Origin of the sequence: Actinomadura sp. SCN-SB (genome assembly GCF_043906805.1) — a bacterium.
GTDB lineage: Bacteria > Actinomycetota > Actinomycetes > Streptosporangiales > Streptosporangiaceae > Spirillospora.
On sequence record NZ_JBIMPP010000006.1, the window covers coordinates 1 to 25,673 of the forward strand.

Annotated in this window: 22 protein-coding genes, 2 tRNA genes and 2 pseudogenes; 12 read left to right on the plus strand and 14 right to left on the minus strand. The window is 72.7% G+C overall.

The genetic code is table 11. The features are described 5' to 3' along the window. Nucleotides 1-81: 81 nt before the first annotated feature. The 4 genes from ACGWYJ_RS05460 to ACGWYJ_RS05475 all read right to left on the minus strand — a co-directional run bounded on the left by ACGWYJ_RS05460 (nt 82) and on the right by ACGWYJ_RS05475 (nt 5,036). Entirely contained in the window at nt 82-1,152 is a 1,071-nt protein-coding gene (locus tag ACGWYJ_RS05460; RefSeq protein WP_395104468.1) for an enolase C-terminal domain-like protein, read from the minus strand. A gap of 101 nt (nt 1,153-1,253) precedes the next feature. Further along, complete coding sequence (locus tag ACGWYJ_RS05465) at nt 1,254-1,688, minus strand: hypothetical protein (RefSeq protein ID WP_395104469.1); 435 nt, start codon at nt 1,686-1,688, stop codon at nt 1,254-1,256. A gap of 11 nt (nt 1,689-1,699) precedes the next feature. Beyond that, nucleotides 1,700-3,154 carry an LCP family protein gene (locus ACGWYJ_RS05470; protein WP_395104470.1) on the minus strand — a complete coding sequence of 485 codons (1,455 nt, stop codon included), beginning with the start codon at nt 3,152-3,154 and terminating at the stop codon, nt 1,700-1,702. A 445-nt stretch (nt 3,155-3,599) separates the two neighbouring features. Then, entirely contained in the window at nt 3,600-5,036 is a 1,437-nt protein-coding gene (locus ACGWYJ_RS05475; RefSeq protein WP_395104471.1) for a GuaB1 family IMP dehydrogenase-related protein, read from the minus strand. A gap of 754 nt (nt 5,037-5,790) precedes the next feature. On the opposite strand from ACGWYJ_RS05475, the gene ACGWYJ_RS05480 reads away from it, so the two are divergent. After that, a complete protein-coding gene (locus ACGWYJ_RS05480) occupies nt 5,791-6,702 on the plus strand; it encodes an Lrp/AsnC family transcriptional regulator (protein WP_285693358.1) in 912 nt (303 codons plus the stop codon). Nucleotides 6,703-6,783: 81 nt separating this feature from the next. On the opposite strand, the gene ACGWYJ_RS05485 is transcribed toward ACGWYJ_RS05480, so the two are convergent. The 4 genes from ACGWYJ_RS05485 to ACGWYJ_RS05500 form a co-directional block, all read right to left on the minus strand. Continuing rightward, nucleotides 6,784-8,394 (minus strand): Na+/H+ antiporter, encoded by a 1,611-nt coding sequence (locus tag ACGWYJ_RS05485; protein ID WP_395104472.1) that lies wholly within the window; start codon nt 8,392-8,394, stop codon nt 6,784-6,786. Nucleotides 8,395-8,486: 92 nt separating this feature from the next. Continuing rightward, the gene (locus tag ACGWYJ_RS05490; RefSeq protein ID WP_395104473.1) at nt 8,487-9,512 is read right to left on the minus strand and encodes a LysR family transcriptional regulator; all 1,026 of its coding nucleotides are present in this window, start codon (nt 9,510-9,512) and stop codon (nt 8,487-8,489) included. A 195-nt stretch (nt 9,513-9,707) separates the two neighbouring features. After that, on the minus strand, nt 9,708-9,971 hold the full coding sequence (locus tag ACGWYJ_RS05495) for a ubiquitin carboxyl-terminal hydrolase 14 (protein WP_285693364.1): 264 nt from the start codon (nt 9,969-9,971) through the stop codon (nt 9,708-9,710). Nucleotides 9,972-10,045: 74 nt separating this feature from the next. Further along, nucleotides 10,046-11,080: a GDP-mannose 4,6-dehydratase gene (locus ACGWYJ_RS05500; RefSeq protein WP_395104623.1), complete on the minus strand. Its 1,035-nt coding sequence runs from the start codon at nt 11,078-11,080 to the stop codon at nt 10,046-10,048. 224 nt (nt 11,081-11,304) lie between these two features. Between ACGWYJ_RS05500 and folP the strand changes: the two genes are divergently transcribed. Beyond that, complete coding sequence (folP, locus tag ACGWYJ_RS05505) at nt 11,305-12,192, plus strand: dihydropteroate synthase (RefSeq protein ID WP_395104474.1); 888 nt, start codon at nt 11,305-11,307, stop codon at nt 12,190-12,192. A 16-nt stretch (nt 12,193-12,208) separates the two neighbouring features. On the opposite strand, the gene ACGWYJ_RS05510 is transcribed toward folP, so the two are convergent. Then, on the minus strand, nt 12,209-12,766 hold the full coding sequence (locus ACGWYJ_RS05510) for a CGNR zinc finger domain-containing protein (RefSeq protein WP_395104475.1): 558 nt from the start codon (nt 12,764-12,766) through the stop codon (nt 12,209-12,211). A 163-nt stretch (nt 12,767-12,929) separates the two neighbouring features. After that, nucleotides 12,930-13,469, minus strand: coding sequence for a hypothetical protein (locus ACGWYJ_RS05515; RefSeq protein WP_285693367.1), 540 nt, complete (start codon nt 13,467-13,469; stop codon nt 12,930-12,932). Between the two features lie 496 nt (nt 13,470-13,965). On the opposite strand from ACGWYJ_RS05515, the gene ACGWYJ_RS05520 reads away from it, so the two are divergent. Continuing rightward, nucleotides 13,966-14,037 (plus strand) — tRNA-Trp (locus ACGWYJ_RS05520). 15 nt (nt 14,038-14,052) lie between these two features. Next, nucleotides 14,053-14,123: transfer RNA gene (locus ACGWYJ_RS05525), tRNA-Ala, on the plus strand. 222 nt (nt 14,124-14,345) lie between these two features. Here the strand turns inward: ACGWYJ_RS05525 and ACGWYJ_RS05530 are convergent. Then, a complete protein-coding gene (locus tag ACGWYJ_RS05530) occupies nt 14,346-15,662 on the minus strand; it encodes a pyridoxal phosphate-dependent aminotransferase (protein ID WP_395104476.1) in 1,317 nt (438 codons plus the stop codon). 153 nt (nt 15,663-15,815) lie between these two features. On the opposite strand from ACGWYJ_RS05530, the gene ACGWYJ_RS05535 reads away from it, so the two are divergent. From ACGWYJ_RS05535 to ACGWYJ_RS05560, 6 genes are all read left to right on the plus strand, one after another. Beyond that, the gene (locus ACGWYJ_RS05535; RefSeq protein WP_395104477.1) at nt 15,816-16,745 is read left to right on the plus strand and encodes a LysR family transcriptional regulator; all 930 of its coding nucleotides are present in this window, start codon (nt 15,816-15,818) and stop codon (nt 16,743-16,745) included. 379 nt (nt 16,746-17,124) lie between these two features. Continuing rightward, nucleotides 17,125-17,778, plus strand: a complete 654-nt coding sequence (locus ACGWYJ_RS05540) for a VC0807 family protein (protein WP_395104478.1) — start codon at nt 17,125-17,127, stop codon at nt 17,776-17,778. Nucleotides 17,779-17,945: 167 nt separating this feature from the next. Then, nucleotides 17,946-19,121 carry an Ig-like domain-containing protein gene (locus ACGWYJ_RS05545; protein WP_395104479.1) on the plus strand — a complete coding sequence of 392 codons (1,176 nt, stop codon included), beginning with the start codon at nt 17,946-17,948 and terminating at the stop codon, nt 19,119-19,121. Between the two features lie 80 nt (nt 19,122-19,201). Beyond that, a complete protein-coding gene (locus tag ACGWYJ_RS05550; protein WP_395104480.1) occupies nt 19,202-20,803 on the plus strand; it encodes a serine/threonine-protein kinase in 1,602 nt (533 codons plus the stop codon). Between the two features lie 191 nt (nt 20,804-20,994). After that, complete coding sequence (locus ACGWYJ_RS05555; RefSeq protein WP_395104481.1) at nt 20,995-22,209, plus strand: Ig-like domain-containing protein; 1,215 nt, start codon at nt 20,995-20,997, stop codon at nt 22,207-22,209. Between the two features lie 264 nt (nt 22,210-22,473). Continuing rightward, nucleotides 22,474-22,596 carry a hypothetical protein gene (locus ACGWYJ_RS05560; RefSeq protein WP_395104482.1) on the plus strand — a complete coding sequence of 41 codons (123 nt, stop codon included), beginning with the start codon at nt 22,474-22,476 and terminating at the stop codon, nt 22,594-22,596. Between the two features lie 39 nt (nt 22,597-22,635). Here the strand turns inward: ACGWYJ_RS05560 and ACGWYJ_RS05565 are convergent, their stop codons facing one another. Together ACGWYJ_RS05565 and ACGWYJ_RS05570 are read right to left on the minus strand one after the other, a co-directional pair. After that, nucleotides 22,636-23,211 (minus strand): flavin reductase family protein, encoded by a 576-nt coding sequence (locus tag ACGWYJ_RS05565; protein WP_395104483.1) that lies wholly within the window; start codon nt 23,209-23,211, stop codon nt 22,636-22,638. A gap of 9 nt (nt 23,212-23,220) precedes the next feature. Then, nucleotides 23,221-23,367: pseudogene (locus ACGWYJ_RS05570) on the minus strand (helix-turn-helix domain-containing protein); the annotation flags it as partial. Between the two features lie 361 nt (nt 23,368-23,728). Here ACGWYJ_RS05570 and ACGWYJ_RS05575 point away from each other — a divergent pair. Further along, a pseudogene (locus tag ACGWYJ_RS05575) lies at nt 23,729-23,935 on the plus strand (helix-turn-helix domain-containing protein); the annotation flags it as partial. A gap of 13 nt (nt 23,936-23,948) precedes the next feature. Next, on the plus strand, nt 23,949-24,401 hold the full coding sequence (locus ACGWYJ_RS05580; RefSeq protein WP_395104484.1) for a TetR family transcriptional regulator C-terminal domain-containing protein: 453 nt from the start codon (nt 23,949-23,951) through the stop codon (nt 24,399-24,401). Between the two features lie 292 nt (nt 24,402-24,693). Here ACGWYJ_RS05580 and ACGWYJ_RS05585 read toward each other — a convergent pair whose 3' ends face one another. Next, the gene (locus ACGWYJ_RS05585) at nt 24,694-25,542 is read right to left on the minus strand and encodes a glycosyltransferase (protein ID WP_395104485.1); all 849 of its coding nucleotides are present in this window, start codon (nt 25,540-25,542) and stop codon (nt 24,694-24,696) included. Between the last annotated feature and the right edge of the window lie 131 nt (nt 25,543-25,673).

Here is a 25,673-nt window from a genome sequence, read left to right on the forward strand (position 1 = left end):
CAGACCCCCCGAACGGCTTCGCCGCTCATGCTGTGTTGCTCCTGGGGGTGGTCCCCCAGACCCCCCGAACGGCTTCGCCGCTCATGCTGGGATACGCAGGCGGCGGCTGGCCAGGCGCTCGATCCGGGCCAGGTCGATCTCGTGGCCGAGGCCCGGCTGGGTGTACGGGACGCCGACCACGCCGCCCGACGAGCGCACCGGCGGGGACACGAACACCGGGCCCCCGGCCGGGTCGGACACCTCGCTCGGCAGCGTCACGCCCGGCAGCGCGGCCAGCGCCACCGCGGCGGCCTGCGCGATGCCGAACGCGCCCGTGCCGGTGCACCACACGTCCCACCCGGCCGCGTACGCAAGGTCGTGGGCGCTGCGCGCCGCGGTGAGCCCGCCGAGGCGGGCGGCGCTCAGGTCCAGGATGCGGCCCGCCTCACGGGAGATCGCCGCGTCCAGGGTGTCCAGATCGCCGATGCCGGGCGCCACCGCCGTGCCGATCTGCCGCTGGAGCCGCGCGTGCGCCCCCAGGTCGGCGGCGGGGAACGGGCGGACGATCGCCAGCAGCCCGTAGGCGTCCAGGCCCTCCAGGATGGCCAGGTGCTCGGGCGTCTCGCGGTAGGCGTGCCCGGCGTCGGCGACCAGGGCCAGGGCGGGGAACGCCCGGCGGATCTCCCGCACCGGCTCGATGTCCCAGCCGGGACGCACGTCCAGCGTGACCCGTGTGTGCCCGGCGCCGACCGCCTGGTTGACGCGGCTCACCACCGACTCCAGCAGCGGCTCGGGGCTGAGCCGGGCGCCGGTCACGATCGAGGTGCGGGTGCCGCCCAGCGCGTGCGCGAGCGGCAGCCCCCTGGCCCGGCACCACAGGTCCCAGCAGGCCATGTCGATCGCGGCGGCCGCGCCGCGGCAGCCCAGGTCGGCCGCCGCCGACACGTCCTCGGGACGTTCCAGGTCGAGGCCGATCAGCGCGGGACCCATCCGCTCCTGGATGTCGGCCCACACCTCGTCGGCGCCCGGTCCGTCACCGGCGGAGCCGTTCAGCGCGGCCTCGCCCCAGCCCACGGCGTCGTCCCGCGCCGTCAGCCGCACCAGGACGCTCTCGGGGCGGCGGCCCCGCGGCATCGCCACCCGGAACGCGTCGCAGCCCTGGATCTGGGGCACCCGCACCGCCTCTCAACCGGCAGAAGTCCGTACCCCTCCATGATCCCCCCTCCGCGGACCTGGGAAGACATCGGCGCCCGCCCTGACGCGGCAAGCCCCGTTCAGGGGCGCCGCAGGGGGCGCTTGGTGTAGCCGCCGTCCTCCAGGTCCGCGAGACGCTCGAACGGGTTGTAGGACGAGTAGTCGCCGCACAGCACCAGCGACACGCCCGCGCACACCAGGTAGAGGGGGATCATGACCACGCCGAGGCACCAGGCGTACTGGGTCGAGTGGCGGGCCTCGTGGCGCAGCAGCCGCGGCCGTTCCAGCAGGGTCCGCGCCTCCCGGCGGGTCAGGATCACGTTGCCGACGGTGAACACCGGCGCGGCCGGGACGGGAAGGCGGTAGCCGCCCGCGACGAGCAGGCCGTCCGGACCGCGCAGCAGGCGGGCGCCGCCGGGTTCGGGGCGGGTGGCGACCGCGGCCAGCAGCAACCCCAGCGGCGTCGACAGGTTCAGCACGTTGACCGCCTGCCGGACGCGGTGCGCGGGCTTCACCTGGGTGCCCGTCAGCGGGGGCAGGTGGCCTCAAGCGAGACCGGTTTGCTCTGCGGCCTGGTCGCCTTGGCCGAGGGGGACGTGCCGGGGGTCCGGCCGCGGGTCGGGGAGGCCGAGCGGGACGGGGTGGGCCGCCCTTCCTCCGCGATGGCCTGCGCCGTCAGCTTGCGGATCAGCGCGAAGTCGGGGTTGCCGGTGTGGATCAGCGGCGGGACGAACTGCAGGCTGTCGATCCTCGCGCCGTCCTTGACCTTGCCCGACAGGGTGACGAACGCCGGCAGCAGCTCCTGCGGGATGTCGGTGGAGATGGTCCGCTTGGCGGCGGCGGCCAGCTTGTCGAAGCTGGTCAGCACCGTCGCCGGGTCGGCCTGCTTGGCGATGGCGGCCAGCAGGCACTTCTGCCGTCCCATCCGGGTGTAGTCGTCGCTGTTGGTGCGCGAGCGCCCGTACCAGAGGGCCTCCTTGCCCTTCAGGACGCGGTTGCCGGCGGGCAGCACGTCGCCCCGCAGCCCGTACGGGATCGGCTCGGGGATGTTGATCCTGACGCCGCCCATGGCGTCGATGATGTCGGCGAAGCCGAACATGTCGACCAGGATGTAGTAGTCGACCGGCTGCCCGAGTATCCCGCCGATCGTGGCCTTGAGCAGCTCGGGGCCGCGCCGGTTCTTGCGGGCGCCCGGCACCACGTCGGGATGGTCCTCGGCGTACTGGTACACCTCGTTCAGCAGGCCGGGCGTTCCGGCGCCGTCGCCGGTGAAGCCGTAGGGGAAACGGTCGCGGGCCGGGCCCGGCGGCATCGGGAAGCTTTCGAGGTTGCGCGGCAGGCTCAGCAGCACCGTGTCGCCGGTGCGGGTGTTGATGCTGGCCAGCGTCATGCTGTCGGTGCGCACGCCGGACCGGTTGCGGGCGGCGTCGCCGCCCAGCAGCAGCACGTTGACCCGGGCCTGGCCGTTCCACGGATCCTTGGCGTCGATCTTGCGGCCGTCGCCGCCGCCGGCTTGGAAGATGCTGGTGAGCGCGTCCCGGGCCAGGTAGGTGTTGTAGGCGCCCCAGGAAACGGGGACGGCCACGGCGAAGCACAGGACGGTCACCGCCACCGCGCCCGCGGTGCCGGCGCCCAGCGACAGCGAGCTGGGGCGCAGCAGCTGGTACGAGCGGATCACGACGGTGACCCAGACCAGGCCGAGCAGCAGGATCGCGCCCGCGGCGCCCGAGAGCAGCCCCGGCCGCACCGCCAGGTCCATCAGCCCGTTCAGATCGGCGCGTAAGACCGCGCCCGCCACCCCCGCGGCCGCCGCCAGCAGCAGATAGAGGGACAGCAGCAGCCAGCCGGCCACCCGGCGCCCCGTGGCCAGGTGCGCGACGCCCCAGACCAGGGCGGAGGCCAGGGTGAGGGCCAGCGCTCGGGAGAGACCGGGCTCGGCGGCACCGGGCCGGTCACGCCGGCCGGCACGTCGACTCGCCATCTGCGCTCCGATCCCCAACGCGCGGTGAGCCCCACGCGTGCCCTACATCTATGGACGCGCATAACCGGCGAGGAGTTGCCAGGCGGTCGGCCCTGCCGGGCGCGGATGGCGCCGCTCTCGTCGCGGCTCCGGCCCCGTCCAGGCGTCGCGGCCCGTCCCGGGAAACCCCGTCCCGGCCCCTGGCACGGCCCGGCGGCCGATCCGCCGCGGCGCCCAAGGACGCGATTAACCGCGATCTTAGCGGGGAGCGGCCTCACGCCGGTGATCTCCCCGCATCTTGGCGGGGAACGCCCGGCCCCGGCGCCGGGCGCGGCACCGTCCCCGGACGTGCCGCATCCGCCCGGTCATGGGGCGGTGCGGCCACGACCGCGCCCCGTCGCGGCGGTGGCGGCCTTCGTCACGGGATTCGGTCATGTCGGAGGGTACGGGCGTGTCCTCCCGAAGATCACCAGCTGATGGCGACCGGCATGCCCTCGGCATAGCCCGACGGGCTCTGGATCCCGATCGTGGCGCGGTCGTGGAACTCCTCCAGCGTCCGCGCGCCCGCGTACGTGCAGGCGCTGCGCAGACCGGCCACGATGGAGTCGATCAGGTCCTCCACGCCGGGCCGCTCGGGGTCGAGGTACATCCTGGACGTGGAGATCCCCTCCTCGAACAGCGCCTTGCGGGCCCGGTCGAAGGGGGAGTCGTCGGCGGTGCGCAGCCGGACGGCGCGGGCCGAGGCCATGCCGAAGCTCTCCTTGTAGAGCCTGCCGTCGGCGGCCCGCTGCAGGTCGCCGGGCGACTCGTAGGTGCCGGCGAACCAGGAGCCGACCATCACGTTCGACGCGCCGGCGGCCAGCGCCAGCGCCACGTCGCGGGGGTGGCGCACCCCGCCGTCCGCCCAGACGTGGCGGCCCAGGCGGCGCGCCTCGGCCGCGCATTCCAGCACGGCGGAGAACTGGGGACGGCCCACCCCGGTCATCATCCGGGTCGTGCACATCGCGCCGGGGCCCACCCCGACCTTGACGATGTCGGCGCCCGCCTCGATCAGGTCGCGGGTGCCCTCGGCGGTGACCACGTTCCCCGCGACCAGCGGCACGCCCGGGTCCAGGCCGCGCACCGCCGCCAGCGCGGAGATCATCTTTTCCTGGTGGCCGTGGGCGGTGTCGATCACGATCAGGTCGGCCCCGGCCTCCAGCAGCGCCTTGGCCTTGCCCGCCACGTCCCCGTTCACGCCGACGGCGGCGGCCACCCGCAGCCGTCCCGCGTCGTCCACGGCGGGGGAGTAGAGGGTGGCGCGCAGCGCGCCGGTGCGGGTGAGGATGCCGGTCAGGCGGCCGTCGCCGTCCACCACCGGCGCCAGGCGGTGGCCGCGGTCGTGCAGGCGGTCGAACGCCTCGCGCGGGTCGACGCCGTCGGGCAGGGTCACCAGGTCGCGGGACATGATGTCGCGCAACTGGGAGAACCGGTCGACGCCGTTGCAGTCCGCCTCGGTCACCACCCCGACGGGACGCTCGTCCTCGACCACGATGACGGCGCCGTGGGCGCGCTTGGGCAGCAGCGCCAGGGCCTCTCCCGCGGTGGCGTCGGGGGCCAGCCGGATCGGGGTGTCGTACACCAGGTGGCGGCGCTTCACCCAGCCGATCACGTCGGCGACGACGTCGACCGGGATGTCCTGCGGCAGCACCGCCAGCGCGCCGCGCCGCGCGACCGTCTCGGCCATCCGGCGGCCGGACACCGCGGTCATGTTGGCCACCACCAGCGGCAGCGTCGTCCCGCTGCCGTCGGCGGTGGACAGGTCCACCTCGAGCCGGGATCCGACCGCCGAGCGGCGGGGGACCATGAACACGTCGTTGTAGGTCAGGTCGTGAGCGGAGCGCTCACCGTTGAGAAGGCGCACGGCTGTACAACGCACCAATCGCGATCAGAGTCCGGGGGGTCGCAGTGGTTGGACCACCGTCCATTCTGCGTCATATCTCCGGGTGCTCCGGCCGTGTGCCGCGCGGATCCGGCCGGTTGATCACTCCGGGGTCCCCCGGGCCCCTGCCCCGAGGTGACGATGAGGTGGCGGCGGGGTGCCCTTCGCAAGCGATCCGGGCGTCCGGCGCGTAACCAGAGGTGCCGCCGGGATGCAACGGATTTGAGTGCAACGAGAGGTTACTCTCGGAGTAAAGTTACCTCTTGACGATCCTGCGTGCGCGATGCAGTTTTCTTACATGTGCCTCGCGCGGAAGACCACCCCCCGCGGGAGGCGTCACAGCAGAACACCGGGAGCAGCGCATGCAGGTCACGCAGGTGAACCCGGTGCGCCGCACCCGCCTGTGCCCCGGCGCGCCGCGCGGGGCCATAGGGCCCCGCACCGGTCGCGAGCCTGACCGGCGCCGGGCCGCGCACGGCGATCCCCGCAGCCCCGCCCCGTACCGTGACGTCGCCCCACGGTCCGGGACCCGCGCGGCGATCGATGCCACGTTGCGGTGCCGTGGCGGTACGCCCGGCGCCGCATTCGTCGCCGGAGGGGCCGTCGGCCGACGCTTCGACGGCCCGCGACCCCGGCGAACACGGGCAAGATCAATATTTAACGACGCACCCCGCCGGAATGGAATGATCTTGCAGTTGTCAGCAAATCGAGTAATCGCGTGCCGAGGAGGAGAGCCGTGCTGGATGCGGTCGACGAAGTGCTCGTCCGCGAGCTCCAGCGGGATGGCCGGGCGACGTTCCAGGCGCTGGCCGACCGGGTGGGGTTGTCCCGCACGGCCGTGCGGGCACGGGTGCAGCACCTTCTCGAGACCGAGGTCGTCCGGGTCGTGGGCATCGTGCACGCCGCGGTCGTCGGCGCCGAGGCCATCGGGCACGTCTCGGTCGCCGTGGACGGGTCGGCCCGCGAGGTCGCCGCGACCATCGCCCAGCGCGCCGCGGTCAGCTTCACCGCGCTGACCGCCGGCCCGCACGACCTGGTCGCGCAGGTGCGCACCCGCGACGACGCGTCCCTGGCCGCCGAGGTCGACGCCATCCGCGCCGTGCCCGGCGTGCGCTCGGCCGAGGTGTTCCGGTCGGTGTCCACGGTGCGCGACGCGCACGCCGTGGTGCGCGAGCTGGGCGACATCGCCCTCGACGACATCGACTGGCGGCTGCTGCGGGAGCTGCAGCGCGACGGTCGCGCCCCCTACACGCGGCTCGCCCACATCATCGGCCTCTCCCAGGCCGCCACGCGCGCCCGGGTGGTACGGCTGATGCGCTCGGGCGTCATCCAGGTGACCGGCCTGGCCGACCCGCTCGCCCTCGGCGCGGCCGAGCTCGGCGGCTTCGGGCTGGTGGTCACCGGGGGGCTGCACCGCGTCGCCGAGGCCGTCGCCGAGCAGGAGGGCGTGCGCTACCTGGCGACCGGGTTCGGACGGTACGACATCGTCGGCCAGGCCGAGGCGCGCTCCCGCGCCGAGATGGTCGCCGTCCTGGACGCCATCCGCGCCGTGCCGGGCGCCACCGTGCGCGAGTCCTGGCACCACCTGGACGTCATCAAGGAGTCCTACGCCGTCGAACTGCCCGACAAGCGGCTCAACGGCCAGTAGCGCGTGTGAGGAGGCGGCAGGGGCGCGGAAGGCCGCGCCCCACCGCGTCGTCCACCGTGCCCGCCGGTCAGGGCCTACGGGTCAGGGACGGTTGAGGGCCGCCTCCTCCAGGTCCAGCTCGTGCAGGACGCGGTTCAGCACCTCGTCGTCGATGCGGCGCTGGTTGCGCATCTCGATGAACACGCCGCGCTCGGCGGCCAGCATCTCCCGGCGCAGCCGCCGGTAGGTGCTGCTGGGCGTCTCCATCCCGCCCATGGCCGTGCCGCCGCCGAGCTGCTCCCACGCCGACCGCTGCCGATGCTCGGCCAGCTGCCGCAGCCGTTGCACCACCGCCTCGTCCGGCTGCTCCTCCTCCTCGGCCAGCAGCTCGTCCAGCCGCCGCAGCGCCGCGTTGGCCGCGGCGTGCTGCGCGCCCGCCTCCGACACGGTGTCGCTGTACCGCTCGCGCTCGCTGCCGACCCCCAGCCTCCGGATCAGCGTCGGGAACGTCAGCCCCTGCACCAGCAGCGTCGCCAGCACCGTGGTGAAGGTCAGGAACAGGATCAGCTCGCGCGCCGGGAACGGCCGCCCGGCCTCGTCGGTGAACGGGATCGCGAACGCCGCCGCCAGCGACACCACGCCCCGCATGCCCGCCCAGCCGACCACGACCCGGCCGCCCAGGGGGACCGGGCCGGGGTCCCCGCGCCCCGTCAGACGCGCGACCCGCAGCCGCAGCGAGGTGACCGCGAACACGTAGACGAACCTGGCCAGCACCACCAGGCCGAAGATCGCCGAGGCCCAGACGGCCAGGCTCGTCCACGCGTACCGGGGCGTCAGGCCCTGGACCACCAGCGGAAGCTGCAGCCCGATCAGCAGGAACACCACGGACTCCAGCACGAAGATCAGCACTTTCCAGAAGGCGTGGCCGATCAGCCGGGTCGCGGCGGGCGCCTCGGGGAACCGGTGCCCCAGGTACAGCCCGCTCACCACCACCGCGATCACGCCGGAGGACTGCGCCGCCTCGGCGATCAGGTACGCGGCGAACGGGGCCGCCAGCACCATCGCGTTCTCCACCAGCGGGTCGCGCAACCGGGTACGCAGCCAGTGCAGCGGAGGCCCCAGCGCCAGCCCCACCACGGTGCCCAGCACCGCCGCCATCAGGAACTCCCGGACCCCGTCCAGCAGCGTGAACCCGGCGCCCACGGCGGCGGCCACCGCCAACCGGAGCGCCGTCAGCGCGGTGGCGTCGTTGAACAGGCTCTCGCCGACCAGGATCGTCACGATCCGGCGCGGGAGTCCCAGCCGCCGCGCCACGCTCACCGCCGCCACCGCGTCCGGCGGCGCCACGATCGCGCCCAGCGCGAACGCCGCCGGCAGCGGCAACCCGGGGATCATCAGATGCGCCGCGTACCCGATGACCAGCGTGGTGAACAGCACCAGCCCCACCGACAGCAGCACGATCCAGGAGCTGTTCCGCCGCAGGTTGATGGTGGAGCTCTCCCACGCGGCCGAGAACAGGAGCGGAGGCAGGAAGAAGAACAGGACGATATGGGGGTCGAGTTCGACGTGCGGCACGCCCGGCAGGAACGAGAGCACCAGGCCCCCGATCACCAGCACCAGCGGAGCCGACAGGCCGACCCGGCGCGCGAACGCCGCCACCAACAGCGCGCTCACCGGCACCGTCAGCAGCCACAGGGCCTCAGTAGCCTTCACGAGGCGCATCATGACACGCGGCCACGGGCGAGCGTCACAACAGACGCGGCGGCATCCCTATACGGGAGTGACCCGGCTGCGGGCGCGCCATGTCAGGCGTGCCGGTCACTGGCGTCGGCATGTCTCGCCCGCGGGGCCCGTGCCTTGGTGTCGCGTGACGTGATCTCCCGCGGCCTGGTCTCGCGGGGCTTCGATTCGCGCGGCTGGCTCTGGCGGGGCTGGGTCTGGCGTGGCCTGGTCTCGCGCGGCTTCGATTCGCGGATGTTCTCCTTGGCGAAGGCCAGGAAGTCGCGCGCCACCGGGGAAAGCTGCCGGTGCGCGTGCACCAGGCCGATCTTGCGGGTGATGGGCGGCAGGAACGAGCGGACCGCCAGGCCCTCGGTGTCCTCAAGCTGGTTGCGGTACCACAGCAGCGACCCCATGCCCGCCCGCACCCAGCCCAGCCAGGAGCCGCGCTCGTCGGACTCCACCGCCGGCACCGGCCTGGCGCCCAGACGGCCCAGCAGCCCGTCGATCTCGGCGCGCCGCGCGCTGCCCCGGGCCGGCAGCACCAGCCGCATGCCGTCCAGCGCGGCGGGCGGCACCGGCTCGCGCAGCCGCAGCCCCGGCGGCGAGATCAGCACCACCTCGCGCTGCTCGAACGGGTGCGCGACCAGGTCGCCGGGCACCGGCAGGTCGGTCACGGCCAGATCGGCGCGGCCCGCGCGCAGCGCCACCGCGACCGCCTCGCGGCCCTCGCAGCGGATCACCCGGACCCGTACGGCGGGCTGGTCGCGGGCGAACCGCGGGATCAGCGCGCCGGTCAGCTCCGGCTCCAGCGACGCGGTCGCGGCGATGCGCAGCTCGGCGCCCCGCCCGTTGGCGCGCGCCACCGACAGCCCCTCGATCGCGTCGACGGCCTCGAGCGCGACCCGTGCCTGCCGCACCACCTGCTCGCCGACCGCGGTCAGCACGACGCCGCGCCCCGACCGGGCGAACAGCTCCACGCCCAGCTCGCGTTCGAGCTCGCGCACCGCCCGCGAGAGGGCGGGCTGAGCGACGTAGAGCGCCTGGGCCGCCGACGTCATGGTGCCGTGGTCGGCGGTCGCCACGACATACCGCAGCTGCCGCAGATTCATGACCTGACCGTATGCCAACGAACCCGCAAGGTCCCGGACATAGCCGGAATAGGACCGTCGAATTGCCCGTCAAGCCGGTTTCGTCCGTCGAGTGCCGCCGGCGGCGCCACTCGGACGGACGCGCCCCCCCAAAAGGACGACGGCCCTTGAAAGAACGGCGGCCTCCGAAGAACGGCGGGCCCCGGAGAACGACGATCAGACGATCTGCTCGTCGACGAAGCACCACCGCCAGTCCTCGTCCGGCTCGAACGACCGGACGATCGGGTGGCCCTCCTGCTCGAAATGCGCCGTGGCGTGCCGGTTCGGCGAGGAGTCACAGCAGCCGACATGGCCGCACGTCAGGCACAGCCGTAGGTGCACCCACCGGTCCCCGGTCTCCAGGCATTCCTGGCAACCCTCGGGCGTCCGTGCCGCCGGATCGCTGTCCGGTAGCCGCTTCACATGCTCACAGGTGCCCATACCGCCCATCGTGCCACGTGGGAGGCCGCGCACTCCTGACGTGGCCCCGAATCTCACCGCCCTTGGCGTGGGCGTTACCAGTGGTCGGGGCTGAACGGCTCGTCCTCCGGACGGGCCGAGGCCGACAGCAGCCGCACGTCCGACTCGACCATCATGGTCACCAGCTCCTCGAAGCCGACCTCCGGCTCCCAGCCCAGCTGCTCGCGGGCCTTCTTCGGGTCGGCGCACAGCAGGTCGACCTCGGCGGGACGGGTGTAGCGGTCGTCGAGGACGACATGGTCCTCCCAGTTCAGGCCCACCGTCCCGAACGCGAACTCCACCAGCTCCCGCACCGAGTGGATCTTGCCGGTGCCGATCACGTAGTCCTCGGGCGCCGCCTGCGCCAGCATCAGCCGCATCGCGCGGGCGTAGTCGCCGGCGAAGCCCCAGTCGCGCCGGGCGTCCATGTTGCCCAGCCGCAGCTCGGTGGCCATGCCCAGCTTGATGCGGGCCGCGCCCAGCGTCACCTTGCGGGTGACGAACTCCGCGCCCCGGCGCGGCGACTCGTGGTTGAACAGGATCCCGCTGACCGCGAACATCCCGTACGACTCGCGGTAGTTCTGCGTGATGTAGTGCCCGTAGGTCTTGGCGACCCCGTACGGGCTGCGCGGGTGGAACGGCGTCTTCTCGTTCTGCGGCGTCTCCCTGACCATGCCGAACATCTCCGACGAGGACGCCTGGTAGAACCTGATCTGGCCGCCGCCGGGCGAGCGGGACGGGCTGATGCCCGACACCACCCGGATCGCCTCCAGGACCCGCAGCACGCCCATCCCGGTCACCTCGGCCGTCAGTTCGGCCTGCTGCCAGGACATCGGCACGTAGGAGATCGCGCCCAGGTTGTACACCTCGTCGGGCTGGACCCGCTCCACCGCCGAGATCAGGCTGCCCTGGTCGAGCAGGTCCCCGGTGGTGATCCGCACGTCGCCGACGTGCTTGCGCAGCCGCGACACGTGCGGGTTCGCCTGACCCCGCACCAGGCCCCAGACCTCGTATCCCTCGGCGAGCAGATGCTCGGCGAGATACGACCCGTCCTGCCCGGTGATGCCGGTGATGAGTGCTCGCCTGGACAGCGCATCCTCCATGGCTGGTAGACGGTGGATCAGACGCCCGGACCGTCCCGGGCCCCGCGCCGTGATGGGTGTGATTTCCGAGGTTAGCGAGCCTGTGTCCGAACTGACGAGGGAGGGCGCGGTTTGACCCGTATTTGTTTCGGGTTCACGATCAGCCGGGGTGCGCCGTGTGGCGCGGCCCGCGTTCATCTGCCACCGTGTGATCACCATGAGGTGCCCGACGCATGCGTTCCGCTGATCCCCGTCCCGCCCGCGCCGCCGCGGGACGCCCCGCCGGCGAGGTCGCCCCGCTGCGGCTGCGCGGCCGCGACCTGGGACGATACGCGGTGATGGCGGTGGTGAACCGCACCCCCGACTCCTTCTTCGACCGAGGCGCCACCTTCGGGTTCGACGCGGCCCTGGCCGCGGCGGACCGCGCGGTGGCGGAGGGCGCGGACATCATCGACATCGGCGGGGTCAAGGCCGGCCCGGGGGACGAGGTCGGCGTGGCGGAGGAACTGCGCCGGGTCGTGGACCTGGTCGCCGCCGTACGGCGGGCCCACCCCGAGGTGATCATCAGCGTGGACACCTGGCGGGCCGAGGTGGGGGAGGCGGTCGCCGAGGCGGGCGCCGACCTGCTCAACGACACCTGGGGCGGCCCCGACCCCCGGCTGGCCGAGGTCGCCGCGTCCCACGGGATCGGCCTGGTGTGCGCCCACGCGGGCCGCCAGGACCCGCGCACCCGGCCGCACCGCGCCGGGTACGCCGACGTGGTGGGCGACGTCCTGGAGCACGTGGTCGCGGAGGCCGAGCGCGCCGTGGCCCTGGGGGTGCGCAGGGACGCCGTCCTGATCGACCCCGCCCACGACTTCGGCAAGAACACCCGGCACTCGCTGGAGATCACCCGGCGGCTGGACGAGCTGACCGGCACCGGCTGGCCGGTATTGGTCGCCGTGTCCAACAAGGACTTCATCGGGGAGACCCTGGGCCAGCCGGTGGAGCGGCGCGGGGTGGGCACGATGGCCGTGCTCGGCGTCTCGGCCTGGCTGGGCGCGCGGGTCTTCCGCGTCCACGACGTGGCCGGAGCCCGCCGCGCCCTCGAAGCCGTCGCAACCCTCCAGGGCACGCCCTGATCCCGGACGCGGGACCTCAGAGGGCCGCCTCGCGCCGGCGGGCGCGGTAGGCGGCCACGTGCATGCGGTTGCCGCAGGTGCGGCTGTCGCAGTAGCGGCGGCAGCGGTTGCGGGACAGGTCGACCAGGACGCGGGAGCAGCCGGGCGCCTCGCAGGTGCGCAGCCTGTCCAGCTCGCCCGCCGTCACCACGTAGGCCAGGGCCATCCCGCAGTCGGCCGCCAGATGCTCCACCAGCGGCGCGCCGGGGGCGAAGAAGTGCACGTGCCAGCCGAAGCCGTCGTGGTCGGTCAGGTGCGGGGTGGTGCGCACGCCCCCGACGATCTCGTTGATCAGCCGGACCGCGGTGGCCACGTCGGGCGCGTCGAACACCGCGCGGAACCGGTCCCGCTGCTCGCGGAACTGCTCCACGTCCCTGCCGGTCACCTCGCGGAGATCGCTGAACCTGAACCGTTCGAGGAAGGCGCGCAGGTCCGCCGGTCCGTCCAGGCCCTCGACGCCGGACGCCGCCGGAGAGGTGTTGATCAGGCCGACGACGGTGGCGAGGGCGTGCTCGGTGTCATGAGTGAAGATCACGATGAACTCCGGCTCCAGATCGGGGACCGGGGCCGCCGGTGACCGGCGCGCGCGGCCCGCACCTTCACCTTATGCCGCTCCCGCCCTGTCCGGGCGCCCCCCCGCCGCGCGGGCGCCGAAAGCGTGATCTGGCGGGCGCCGTCCTGTGATCAGCGGGATGTGATCAGCGGGAGTAGTGCGGGTCGGCGACCACGGGATAGTACGCGCCGGTGTGCTGGATCCGCATCGTCACGACCTGGCCCTCCAGGACGTAGTCGGCCTTGACCTGCCGGTACATCGAGTCCGACGCCCACGGGTTGTAGAGCCGCCCCACGGTGGCGCCGTACCGCTGGTGGACGACGTCGTAGCCGCCGGACGGCATGGCCTCCAGCGTCAGCCCGTCGGCCAGCGACAGGGGGAACCGGAACTCGGCGGGGGCGTCCGGCCCGTGGATCACCGTCAGCAGCCGCACGCCGCTGGCCGTGGTCTGCGCGACCATGTCGGTGTCGACGTCCACGCCCACGAAGACCCGGAGGCTGGGCCGCAGCACCTGCGCGACGGTGTCGGCCGCCGTGACGTCGATGCCGATGTGGATGCGCTGGCCGTCCTTGGTGGGGACCCAGACGCCGTCACGGGCGCGCTGCCCCCAGGCCACGTCCGGGTTCTCCAGTTCCTGAGGCTCGTTCCTGCCCCGGGCCACGAGTACCCGGGATGCGGCGTTCATGGCCGCGGCAGCCCCGTCCCGCGCGTGCCTCATGGCGGGCCCCCTCGCCTTCTCGCATCGATCGTGTACGCCCTCGGCCAGGTCCGCGACGACGTACTGTTCCGGGTCTATCACGGGGACGAGCCGCGGGAAGCCGGTTGCTCCGCACTCGCTCTCTCCAGGGACGTCGCCCCGTGCGACGTTGGACCTTACACCACCTCCTAAAGGGGAGGAGAGGGGCCCTGAGCGGGACGGACCGCCCGGTGGGGCCCGCCGCACGCGAACCTCGCGGAACCGGCGCGCGGCCCCCCGAGGGATTCGCCGGAGGCGCGCCCGCGGATGGACGGCGGCGCGCCCCCCTCCGCGATCACACCGGCGGTGAACGGGCGCGGGCGCCGGGAAAATGCTTTGCGGGCGATCATGAGGCGTCGCATCCTTGAAGGCGATGAAGGACGGCCGCGGGAAGCGGAAGGCGGACCCGGCGGTACGGCTTCATAACGAAACGGCTTCATAACGAAGGGGTGAGCCACCGGTTAGGCGGCTGGTCTCCAAAACCAGCGGAAAGTGGGTTCGACTCCTACCGCCCCTGCTGATCTTCCGACCTGGGCTTGTGGTGTAACGGGAACACATCTGTCTTGCACGCAGACGATCAGGGTTCGACTCCCTGCGGGTCCACGGATCCCTCCCGGCCATGGGGGCGGGCGGGATCGCCTGATCTCGCGGGCGCCCGACCCGGACCCGGGCGCCCGGGGAATGGCTGCGGCCCCCGCCTCGTGATGAGGCCGGGGCCGCCGCCGTTTCGCGACAATTATCCCAAATCATGGACAAGTCGGAAACTGCCGTTATTCATGGGCGCGGATGTGGTACGACCGCGTTCCCGCCGGAGCCCGGGAACGCTCAGCCGGCGAGGGCCGTGGTGAGCGTGTGACCGGATGCGGCCTTGAGGTCGTCGAGGATCTCGCTGATCCGGTCGAGTCCCGAGGCGATCCACGGCAGCGCGGCCGGGTCCGGGTCCATCAGGGCCGCCCGGCGCTGCTCGTCGTTCTCCCCGTACAGCAGGCTCGTGGCCACCCGCATGCGCAACGCGTCGCCCGGCTCGCCGAACGCGGACGCCGGCAGGACGCCCATTCCGTAACGTTCCAAAAGCAGCGTGGTCAGTTCCGCCCCCGTGGTGACGCCGTGGGCCTCGCGCAGGTGCGCGCGCAGCGGGTCGAAGTCGGGGTAGGCGTAGAAGGCCGCCTCGGGACGCCGCACGCGCGCCCCGGCCTCGGCGAACCGGTCCGCGACGGCGGCGGTGACGGCGGCGTGCAGGCGGCGGCTGCGGTCGATGTGCTCCACCAGCTCGTCGGGCTCGCCGAAGGCGTAGGCGGCGGCGTGCTGCACGGGCGCGGGCGCCGCCGACCAGATCTCGCTGGCGATGCCCAGGACGGCGTCGCGCAGCGCGGGCCCGAACGGCCCGTCGGGCATCCTGGCGACGCCCAGCCGCCAGCCGCCCGCGGCCAGGCTTTTGCTCAGCCCGGTCGTGACCACCGTCCGCTCGGGCGCGTACGCGGCGGGGCTCGGCACCGGGCGGCCCGGGTCGTGCATCAGGTCCCGGTAGATCTCATCGGAGATGATCACCAGATCGTGCTGGCGGGCGACCGCGCACAGCCGCCGGACCGTCGCCTCCGGCGCCAGGGTCCCGGTCGGGTTGTCGGGCAGCGTCACCACCACGGCACGGATCCTGCGTCCCGCGGCCCTGGCGCGCACGACGGCGTCGGCCAGGAGCGCGGGGCTGGGCACGCCGCCCTCGCCCGGGGCGGTGGCCACCGGGACCGCGCCGGCGCCCGTGAGGGACGCCTGGGCGGCGTAGGAGACCCAGCTCGGGGTGGGAATGGCGATCTCGCCCCCGATGGCGGTCATCAGCGCGTACAGCAGCGGCTTGCTGCCCGGCCCGCAGAGCACCAGGCCGGGGTCGGTGGGCAGGCCGCGGCGCGTCCAGTATCCGGCCGCCGCCGCGCGCAGGGCGGCCGAGCCCGCGACCGGGCCGTAGCCGCCGCGTCCGGCGGCGGCGGACAGTTCCCGGGTGAGCGAGGGGTGGACCGGGATGCCGGCCTCGCCGAAGCCGAGGGCGAGCGCGGGCATCCCGTCGCGTCTTCTACGGGCGATCGCCTCATTGATCGCAAGTGTCGGGGAGAGCGGAACCGGCCGGATGGACGGGTTCAGAACGGGCATTTCGGGCTCCAGGCAGGACGACGTCACGGTTTTCAGGGTGGGTGCAGGGGAGGATTAAGGCATCCCCGAAAAGCCGGCCGGCTCACCTCTAGCCTGCCCGGTTTTAGCATCATGGCAAGCGAGTCTCATCGATGCTGACCGTAAGATTGTCTGATGCTGGAGCTTCGCCGCCTCCGCCTGCTCGCCGAATTCGCACGTCGGGGGAGCATCGCCGCCACCGCCGCCGCGCTGGGCTACACGCCCTCCGCGGTGTCGCAGCAACTCGCCGCGCTGGAGCGGGAGGCCAAGGTCGCCCTGCTCGACCGCACCGCCCGCAGCGCCGAGCTAACCGATGCCGGACGCCGGCTCGCCGAGCGCGCCGAGGAGATCCTGATCCTGGTCGAGGCCGCCGAGACCGAGCTGTCCAGCCAGGCCGACACGCCGGTCGGGCGGGTGGTGGTCACCGCCTTCCCCACGGCCGCCGTGGCGTTCGCCCCCGCCCTGGCGCGCAGCCTGCGCGATCATCCGCAGCTGACGTTCGTGCTGCGGCAGACCCCCGGCCCGGAAGGCGCGATCCGGCAGGTGCAGAGCGGCGAGGTGGACATCGCCCTGGTGGACGACTGGTCCGGCAAGCTCCCCGGGCAGCCGCCCTCCGCCTTGAAGTTCTTCCATCTGCGGCGCGACCCGCTCGTCCTCGCCGTGCCGGCCGATCACCCGCTGGCCGACCGGAGCCGTGCGGTGGACCTGCAACGCCTGCGCGAGGAGTCCTGGATGGCGGCGCCGCCCGGCGAGCCGTCCCGGCAGGGCGTGGAGCGGCTCCTGGACACCGTGGGCGGCGCCCGTCCCGTCCCATGGGAGTTCGAGGGGCTCCACACCATCCTGAGCCTGGTGGCCAAGGGCATCGGGATCGCCGCCGTCCCCTCGCTGGGCATGGCCGCCGGGATCGAGGGCGTGGTGACAAGGCTCATACCCGGCCCGCCCATCGTCCGCGAGGTGTACGCGGTCACGCGGGCCGCCAGCGTGCGCAGGCCCTCGGTGGCGGTGACCCTGCGCGCCATCTACTCGGCGGCCAGCGACGTCCAGCCTCCCCTTCCGGAGGAGTGAGGCCGCCATCCGGGGGCATCCTCCTAGGAACCATCCCCGTGTGAAGTCCCAGCTCACGGCCGGTGACACGGTGCGGGGCACGGGGACGCCGCAAGGGACGAGAACATCGATCCTGGCCGAAAGCGGACGCGAGGCCAACCCGGCCCCGCTCCGGGCCGAACCCACCGGTGATCCGTCGCCGGGCCCTGTCACGTACAGAGTCACGTACAGGGTCACCTACACATGCACCTAACCGAGCGCCGCGCCGCACCGGAAGGCGGGGCATCCCAGGGGGGAGGCGGTACGGATGGAGGGGATTCCGGACCGGAAGATGACCGCTCAGCGCGGATCTTCACGTACCTTGGACCGAACCGCCGCCTCCCCAGGAGCACAGCAGTCTATGAACCGTTCCACCCACCATGGCTTCGAGTTGCCGCGCCTGACGTCCCTCATCCGGCATGCCCTGCCGCGCTTCATCGAGGGCGCGGTGGCCCCCGTCGCCATCTTCTACGCCGCCTTCGCGCTGCTCGGCCTCAACGGAGGGCTCGTCGCCGCGGTCGCCTGGGTGTACGGAGGGATCGCCTGGCGGTACTGGCGCGGGCACGGGGTCCCGGCGCTGATGTTCCTGGCCGCGGCGGGCGTCACCGTCCGCGCCGTCCTGGCGGCGGTCACCGGAAGCCCGGTGGTGTACTTCCTCCAGCCGACCCTGGGCACCCTGGTGGTCGGCGCGACCTTCCTCGCCTCGGTGCCGCTCGGGCGCCCCCTGGCCCAGAAGCTGGCGGCCGACATGGTGCCGCTGCCCGAGGCGTTCATGAAGCACGAGCGGGTGCGCCAGTTCTTCCTGCGCATCTCCCTGCTGTGGTCCATGGTCTTCTTCGCCAACGCCCTGATCAGCCTCTGGATGCTGTTCAACGAGTCGCTCGGCGCGTTCCTGTGGATGCGCACCAGCATGGTCACCGTGCTGGGCGCCGCGGCCGTGGCGGTCTCGATCCTCGGCTTCAAGCGCGTCCTGCGCCACGTCAGCGGGGAGCCCGCCACCGGCGTCACCGGCTGAGCCCTTCGGCACCGCTCTCCTCTCCCGGACCGGCACGAGCCTTCGTGCCGGTCCTTCTCGTCGTATATCACCGTGCCCCTGAGCCAACCTTTGCCTCGCCCTGGGCATCCAAAGGGTTTGGATGGATTCGCATGACACGGGGTTAACCAGGGCCTTCAGGAGTTTCTGTGGGGAGTAAAGGTCGTTTCGGGCTGATCACGGCGGGGGGCGCGGGAGCGGTCCTGATCCTGACGGCCGCCTGCGGCGTCGTCGGGGGGAGCAAGACCGGCGGGCTGGCCGCGGGCCAGGAGGGCGCGGTCACGATCACGCCGGTCAACGGGGCGCGGTCGGTGCGGCCGGACGGGCCCATCCAGGTCCGGGTCGGCGAGGGCAGGCTCCAGGACGTCACCGTCCAGGGGCAGGGCGTCACCGTCACCGGCACGATGTCCGCGGACCGCAAGAGCTGGAAGTCCGACCGCACGCTGAGCCCTGGCACGTCCTACACGGTCACGGTCAGGGCGCGGCACGACGGCAAGACCAGCACCGCGACCAGCACGTTCAGCACGCTCAAGCCCGAGCGGACGCTGTCGATCGCCGATGTGACGCCCAGCGTCAAGGGCGAGAAGGTCGGCGTCGGGATGCCGATCATCGTGCGGTTCGACGGGCCGGTGGCGGACAAGGCCGCGGTCGAGCGGGCGCTGACGGTCACCCCGGAGAAGCCGGTCCCGGGCGCCTGGCGCTGGATCGGGTCCGACCAGGTGATCTACCGCACCCAGACGTACTGGCAGCCGCACCAGACGGTGCGCTTCACCGCGCGGCTCGCCGGGGTGAACGCGGGGCAGGGCGTGTACGGCGCGAAGGACGTCGACCAGACGATCACCATCGGCGCCAGGCAGATCACCACCGGTGACATCGGCGAACACCACATGACGGTGACCCGGGACGGCCGCAAGCTGCGCACCATCCCCTTCAGCGCCGGCAACGGGACCACCAGGGAGTACACCACCACCAGCGGGATCCACCTGCTCATGGGCAAGGAGAACCCCGTCACCATGGAGGCCCCGGGCCGCAAGCCCGGCGACCCCGGCTACTACAAGACCGTGGTGAACTACGGCGTCCGGTTCTCCAACAGCGGCGAGTACACGCACTCGATGCCGTCCACCGTGAGCGTGCAGGGCTCGGCGAACGTCAGCCACGGCTGCCTCAACCTGAGCCCGTCCAACGCCAAGTGGTACTTCGACATCGCCCAGCGCGGCGACGTCCTCAAGCTGACCGGCAGCAGCCGCCGGCTTGAGTGGGACAACGGCTGGGGCTTCTGGCAGATGCCCTTCGACCAGTGGAAGCAGGGCAGCGCCCTTAGCTGAGGGGTCCTGACCAAGCACGATTGCGGGGACCGCGTCCGGTCCGGAATGCTGGACGCGGTCCTCAGGTTACGGGAGCGCATATGGCCGACGACGTCCCCCGGTTGCCCGCCAAGGCTCGGCCCCGGCGCGCCGGGGATCCCGAGAGGCTGGGCGGCTACGAGGTGATCGGGTTCCTCGGTGAGGGCGGCATGGGGTCGGTCTACCTGGGCCGGGGACCCGGCCCCGGCGGCGGCCTGGTGGCGATCAAGGTGGTCAGGTCCGACCACGCCCGGCACGCCACGTTCCGCGAGCGGTTCCGGTACGAGGCCGCGCACGCGCTGAAGGTCCCGCGGTTCTGCACCGCCGAGGTCCTGGACGCCGATCCCGACGCCGAGCACCCCTACCTCGTGACCGAGTACATCGACGGGCCCACGCTCGACGAGGCGCTGGAGGAGGGCGGCCCGCTGCGCCGCGCCGAGCTGGAGCAGCTGGGCGTGAGCATGGCCGCCGCCCTGGCCGGCATCCACGGCGCCGGTGTGGTGCACCGTGATCTGAAGCCCGGCAACGTGCTGCTCAGCCGGATGGGCCCGCGGGTGATCGACTTCGGGATCGCCAGCGCGCTGGACGCCACGCAGGGGCTCACCGCGACCGGCCAGCTGGTCGGCACGCCCTCGTACATGGCGCCCGAGCAGTTCGAGGGCGCCGGGGCGAGCGAGGCGAGCGACGTGTTCGCCTGGGGCGCGGTCATGGCGTTCGCCGCGACCGGCCGCAGGCCCTTCGGAGCCGGCCCCTCGCAGGCCATCGCGTACCGGATCGTGCACACCGAGCCCGACCTGGAGGGCATCGAGGAGCCGCTGCGCGAGGTGATCGGCGCGGCCCTGGCCAAGGACCCGGCCCGCCGTCCCACGGCACGCGACCTGCTCTCGCGGCTCGGCGTGCCCGGCGGCGACCCGGCCGCGGCCGCCGCCTCCCCGGGAACGGAGGGCGCCGTGGGCGCCCTGGGGCCCGCCGGTGTCGGGCAAGCGCCGCAGCCTCCGACACCGCCCGCCCTGCCGCCCGACATGCCGCCTCCGCCGCCGTCCCACATCCCCACGCGGGCCGACGCGCCGCCACCGCACGGGTGGCCCCAGGCGGGGGCCGGGATGCCCACCGCCCCCGTGGCCATGGAGGGCCGGCAGCACGGGCCGGAGCCCACCCTGCCCGCGGGCGCCGGGCGGCCGGTCCGGCGGACGCGCCGGGGGCCGCTGTTCGCCGGGCTCGCCGCCGGTGCCGCCCTGCTCCTGGCGGGGGTGCTCGCCATGGTGATCGTCCCGCGGCTGTCCGGGGACGACCACACCTACCTCGACGGGCACTACAACAGCACCTACGGCGACATGTACATCCGGACCGACGGCGAGGACGTCTGGATGATCTACCGCTGGCACGGAAAGAGCAGGATCCGCGGTGTCGTCGAGGGGAACGGCAGGTCGGTCTACGCCTGCTACACCGAAGGCGCGGGAACCGAGCCCACCGGGAAGGTGCGGTTCACCATCGTCCGCAACGGCGCCGACGTCCGGCTCGACGGCAAATGGGGCGCCGTCGGCAGCGCCCTGAACTCCGACTGGGAGGCCACCAGGGTGGACGGGGAGATCCCCGCCGACATCGACCTCGACCTGCACAACTCCGACCTGTTCCCGGCCGCGCCCACCGACTCGGGGGCGTGACCTTCGTCACGTCTCGTCCGTGACGCACCACTCCACGTCCCTTGTCGCAGACGTCCCAAGCAACGCTTTGATCTCGGAGTTTGGGCAAAGCGGCCATCATGCCATCCTCGGCGGCGCTTTGTCGCTAACGTTCCCCTGGTAACGGCGGGGTTTCTGGAGGTCGTACGGTGCAGCGGAGGTTCTCCCCAGGGATGAGGGCGGGCGCGGGGGTGGCAGGAGCCGTCCTGCTCCTCACCACCGCCTGTTCGGGAGGGGAAGAGAACGGGGACGGCGTCACCGTCGGGGGCAAGGCCGAGGCCGGCACGCCTCAGGTGACCGTCGCGCCCGGCAACGGCGAGCTCAAGGCGAGGCCCGACAAGGGCGTCTCGGTCACGGTCGCGGGGGGCGCGATCGAGAGCGTCACCCTCACGTACAAGGGCAAGCCGGTCGCCGGCGCGCTGTCGGCGGACAAGACCCGGTGGCGGTCGCGGACACTGCGCCCGGGGGCGCGGTACCAGGTCACCGCGGTGGCCAAGAGCCCGCAGGGCAAGACCACCACGGTCACCAGCACCTTCAGCACCCTCAAGCCGGCCGCCGAGCTGGACATCATCGACGTCACGCCGCGGCCGGGCGAGACGGTCGGCGTGGGCATGCCGATCATGGTGACGTTCAACCGGCCGGTGGAGAACAAGAAGGCGGTGGAGAAGGCGCTGCGGGTGAGGTCGACCAAGCCCGCCACCGGCGCCTGGAACTGGGTCAGCTCCAACACCGTGATCTTCCGCACCGAGAACGGCAAGTACTGGCAGCCCAACCAGCGGGTCACGTTCTCCGCCAAGCTCAGCGGGGTCAGGTCCGGCAAGTCGACCTACGGGGTGGACGACTTCTCGCAACGGTTCACGATCGGCGACTCGCACATCGTCCTCGCCAGCACCAAGACCAAGCGGCTCGTGGTGAAGGAGAACGGCAGGACGATCAAGTCCTGGCCGATCAGCGCGGGCAAGGGCGGCCGGGTGGTCAACGGGGTCGACACCTTCCTGACCACCAGCGGGATCCACCTGACCATGGGCAAGGAGAATCCGGCGATCATGACGTCGGAGTGGATGGGCGTCGATCCCAAGGACAAGAAGAACGGCGGCTACCGCGAGGTCATCCCGCACGCCGTGCGCATCTCCAACAGCGGCGAGTACATCCACTCGATGGCCTCCACGGTGTGGGCGCAGGGACGCCAGAACGTCAGCCACGGCTGCCTGAACTCGCCGCCCGCCGCCGCCCAGTGGTTCTACAAGTACGCCTACCGCGGCGACGTTGTGATCATCACGGGCAGCAAGCGGAAGCTGGAGTGGAACAACGGGTGGAGCTACTACCAGATGCCGTGGAGCTCCTGGGTCAAGGGCAGCGCCCTGGACCGCACCGTGACCACCGGCTGATCGCCGGGTAGCCGCCGCCTGTTGAAACCCGCCGCCGTGCGGGCGGAGGACGCGGCGGATCGTGCACCACATGACACGTCCCACGCACCGGGCACTGCGCCGCCTGGCGCTGCTGCTGGCGATGCCCGCGCGCCGGAGGAGAACGCGGACGGGCGGCTGCGCGTGCGCATCCTCCTCCACTACGCGCAGGGCGGCGGCCACCATCCGCACCGTGCTCAACCTGAGCGCCTACCTGGCCCGCGAGCACGACATCGAGATCGTCACGTGCTCCGGCGCCGGGAGGGCACGTACTGTCCCGTCGACCCGGACGTCCGAGTGCGGTACGTCCGGGACCTCAGGAGACGGCCGCGCGACCCGGACTGGACGCTCGGCCTGGACGTCGTCTGACGTCGTGACGGCACGACCCCTGGAGGCGGCGAAGCCGGGTCACTCCCAGCGGTCGCCCCAGGCCCACAGCTCGGCCTCCGAGACGGTGTCGTCGCCGGCGCGCCGTCCCAGCCCGAACCCGCTCCTGAAGAAGATCATGGGTTCCTGGTCGCCGGGGACCTCCACCTCCAGCACCCGCCCGATCACCACGTCGTGGTCCCCGGCGGGATGCACGTCGCCCACCTCCGCATGGACGCGGGTCAGCACGCCGCGTAACGCGGGGGCGCCCCACCGGGAACGGTCCCATTCCAGACCGTCGAACTTCGCGCCCGTGCTGGACCCGAACCTGCGGACCACGTCCTCCTGGTCATGGGCGAGCACGTTCACGCAGAAGCGGCCCGCCGCCCGGATCCGCGGCCAGGTGCGCCCCCGGTGGTCGGCGCAGAACAGCACCAGCGGGGGCTCCAGCGAGACCGAGGCGAACGACTGGCAGGCGAACCCCACCGGCTCACCGCCGTGCAGCGCCGTGATCACGGTGACGCCGCTGGCGAACGCGCCCAGCGCCCTGCGCACCTCGTTGGGCGCCGGCGGGGGCCGGTCGCGCGAATCCGGAGGAAGCCCGGGTTCTGCGGTCACCGGTCGAGTTTATTGCAGGCCCGGACCGCGCCGCGTCTCGGCCGTCCTCATGCGGCGGTGTTCGAGGGCCCACCAGAGGAGGCAGGCATCGCGGTCGCGGGTCAGGCGCAGGCCGGTGGCCTCTTCGAAGCGGCGGACCCGGTAACGGACCGTGTTGGGGTGGACGTGAGCCGGGAGGCCGCCGCCTGCAGGTTCAGGTCGGTCTCGACCATGGCCGACAGCGTCTCGGCAGCATCAGGCGGGCGTTCCTCGGCGGCGCCGTGCCGCGCAGCACCCGCTGTACGGCTAAGAGGGTGCCGCGTAAGGGGCTGAAGACGGTTTCCCAAGATTTTCGGCACGAATTCAGGAGCGGCTGAGAAAACCGCGCGGCGAGGTGCGGGAATGCGCGTGCAGCGATACGAGGGAGTGGCCGATATCTCAATCGCCGCGCACGCTTCGCGGGGGGCGCGGAGCCGCCTTGACTCCGGCTGAATCGCTGTGCAAATCTGAGTTCCGGTTCATTTTGCTGGAGGGGGCGATGGCTTCTCGCGCGGCCGGCCGGCGCACGACCGCGCCACCCGGCGAGCCGCGGCAGGACCGCAGCCGCCGCTCCCACGCGGCGCTGCTGCGCGCGGCCCTGGAGAACTTCTCCGCGCACGGCTGGCGGGGCGCCTCGGTCGACCGGATCGCCAGGGACGCCGGGGTCTCGGTGGGCACCGTCTACACGCGTTTCGGCAGCAAGCGCGACCTCCTCCAGGGTGGGACAGCGGGTCGAGGAGATCGCCGAGCTGCTGGTCTCCCCGTCCGACCTGCTGTCGGACCCGGTGGGCTCCCTGGTCCGCTCCATGCGCACCGCCGTGGAGCGGCGGCGCGCCGCCGCCGGCCTGCTCGGCGCCTGGTCGGAGGCGTGCGTGGACCATCCCGAGCTGCGCGGCCAGGAGGAGGCGATCAGGGCCGCCCTGCTGGAGCGGCTGCGCGGCATCCTGGAGGCCCTCGCGCCGCTGCCCGGGGTGCGTCCCGACCTCGACCCGTCCTCCCTGGCCGTCGCGATCGGCGGTCTTCTCGAAGGGCTGCACGAGCCGCCGTGGTCGCTGCTGGACGACGAGACCGCGGCGCGCACCTGCGCCGGGCTCGTCTCGCACGCGGTATTCCTGGACGACGCGCTTTCCGGCTCGGGTGCGGCGGGAGACGCCGTCGGCCGGAATAGGTGAAGAACAGATGGCGGGTGTGGTCCCTCCATTTTCGGCGCCCCGTGGTCTGACAGCGGAAAATCGATAGTGTCGGACGATTCGTCAATAGGAGTGAAATGCGCGGAGGGATCTCGAATCCCCTCGGCCGGCCGCGTCGATCACCCGTCCCCCGCCCGCGGCGGCGGGGACGAGGGGCAGCGCCTTGGCGAGCCCGGCGGCGGACGCGGCGTGACGCTCGCGGACGCCGACCTGGTGACCGTGGAGCCGGACCGGCGCAGGCTCGTGAAGACCGCCGACGGGTACGCGCTCAGGTTCACGCTCGTCCGTACCGCGGGTCCTGCCGCAGCGCTGGTGGCGGGAGCGCTGCTGCTTCTGGCGGCGTGGACGGCGCGCCCGCACCGCTCGCGGGGACGCGGTTCCGCAGCGCCGCCAGGCGGAGCCGCACCAGGTCGCGGGCGCATCCGGCCGCGTTGCGGACGGGCGAGAAGGCCGTACCGGGAGCATCCCGCCACACCACCGGAAGCTCGGTGATCGCGGCACCGCGCCGGACGCAGCGCATCAGCAGCTCGGCGTCGAAGACGTACCCGGTGATTTGCAGGTCGGCGGCGACGGACCGGGCGAGCGGCCCGTCGAAGAACTTGAACCCGCACTGGGTGTCGGCGACGCCCCCGGCCAGGTCCCGGACCAGCCGGTTGAACATCAGGGCCCCGGTACGGCGCAGCGGGTCGCGGTAGGGCTCGGCGGCCGATCCGGGATGCCGCCGAGCCCCGATCACCACGGGACGGCCCGCGCGCAGCAGTTCCAGCGCCGGGCCGACCGCCGCCACGTCGGTGGCCATGTCGGCGTCGCAGAACCCCACGTACGGGGCACTGGTCGCCAGCAGCCCGGCGCGCACCGCCGCGCCCTTGCCGCGCCGCGGGCAATGCAGCACCCGGACCGGGATCGGCCCCGGCCACGACCGCGCGATCCGCGCGGTGGCGTCGGTGCTGGCGTTGTCGACGACGAGGATGGCGGATCGCACCGGGAGCGTGCGCAGCCGCGCGCAGAGGACGGCCAGTCCGTGCGGGAGGCGCGCCGCCTCGTTCCGGCACGGAATGACGACTTCCAGCATGGCGTCCGCCGCGCCGCCGGTGCCGTCCGCGCGTTCCCGCGAGAGATCCATTCCCGGACGCTACCCGGGGGTGGTGGGTCGTCGCCGTGGCTCCGCCATTCTTGCCGCCCGTCACGTCGGTCCTTGTCGCCGCGTCCGATTCCGGAACACGTCTCCCGTCGGCGCATATCCGGTTGGCGTGC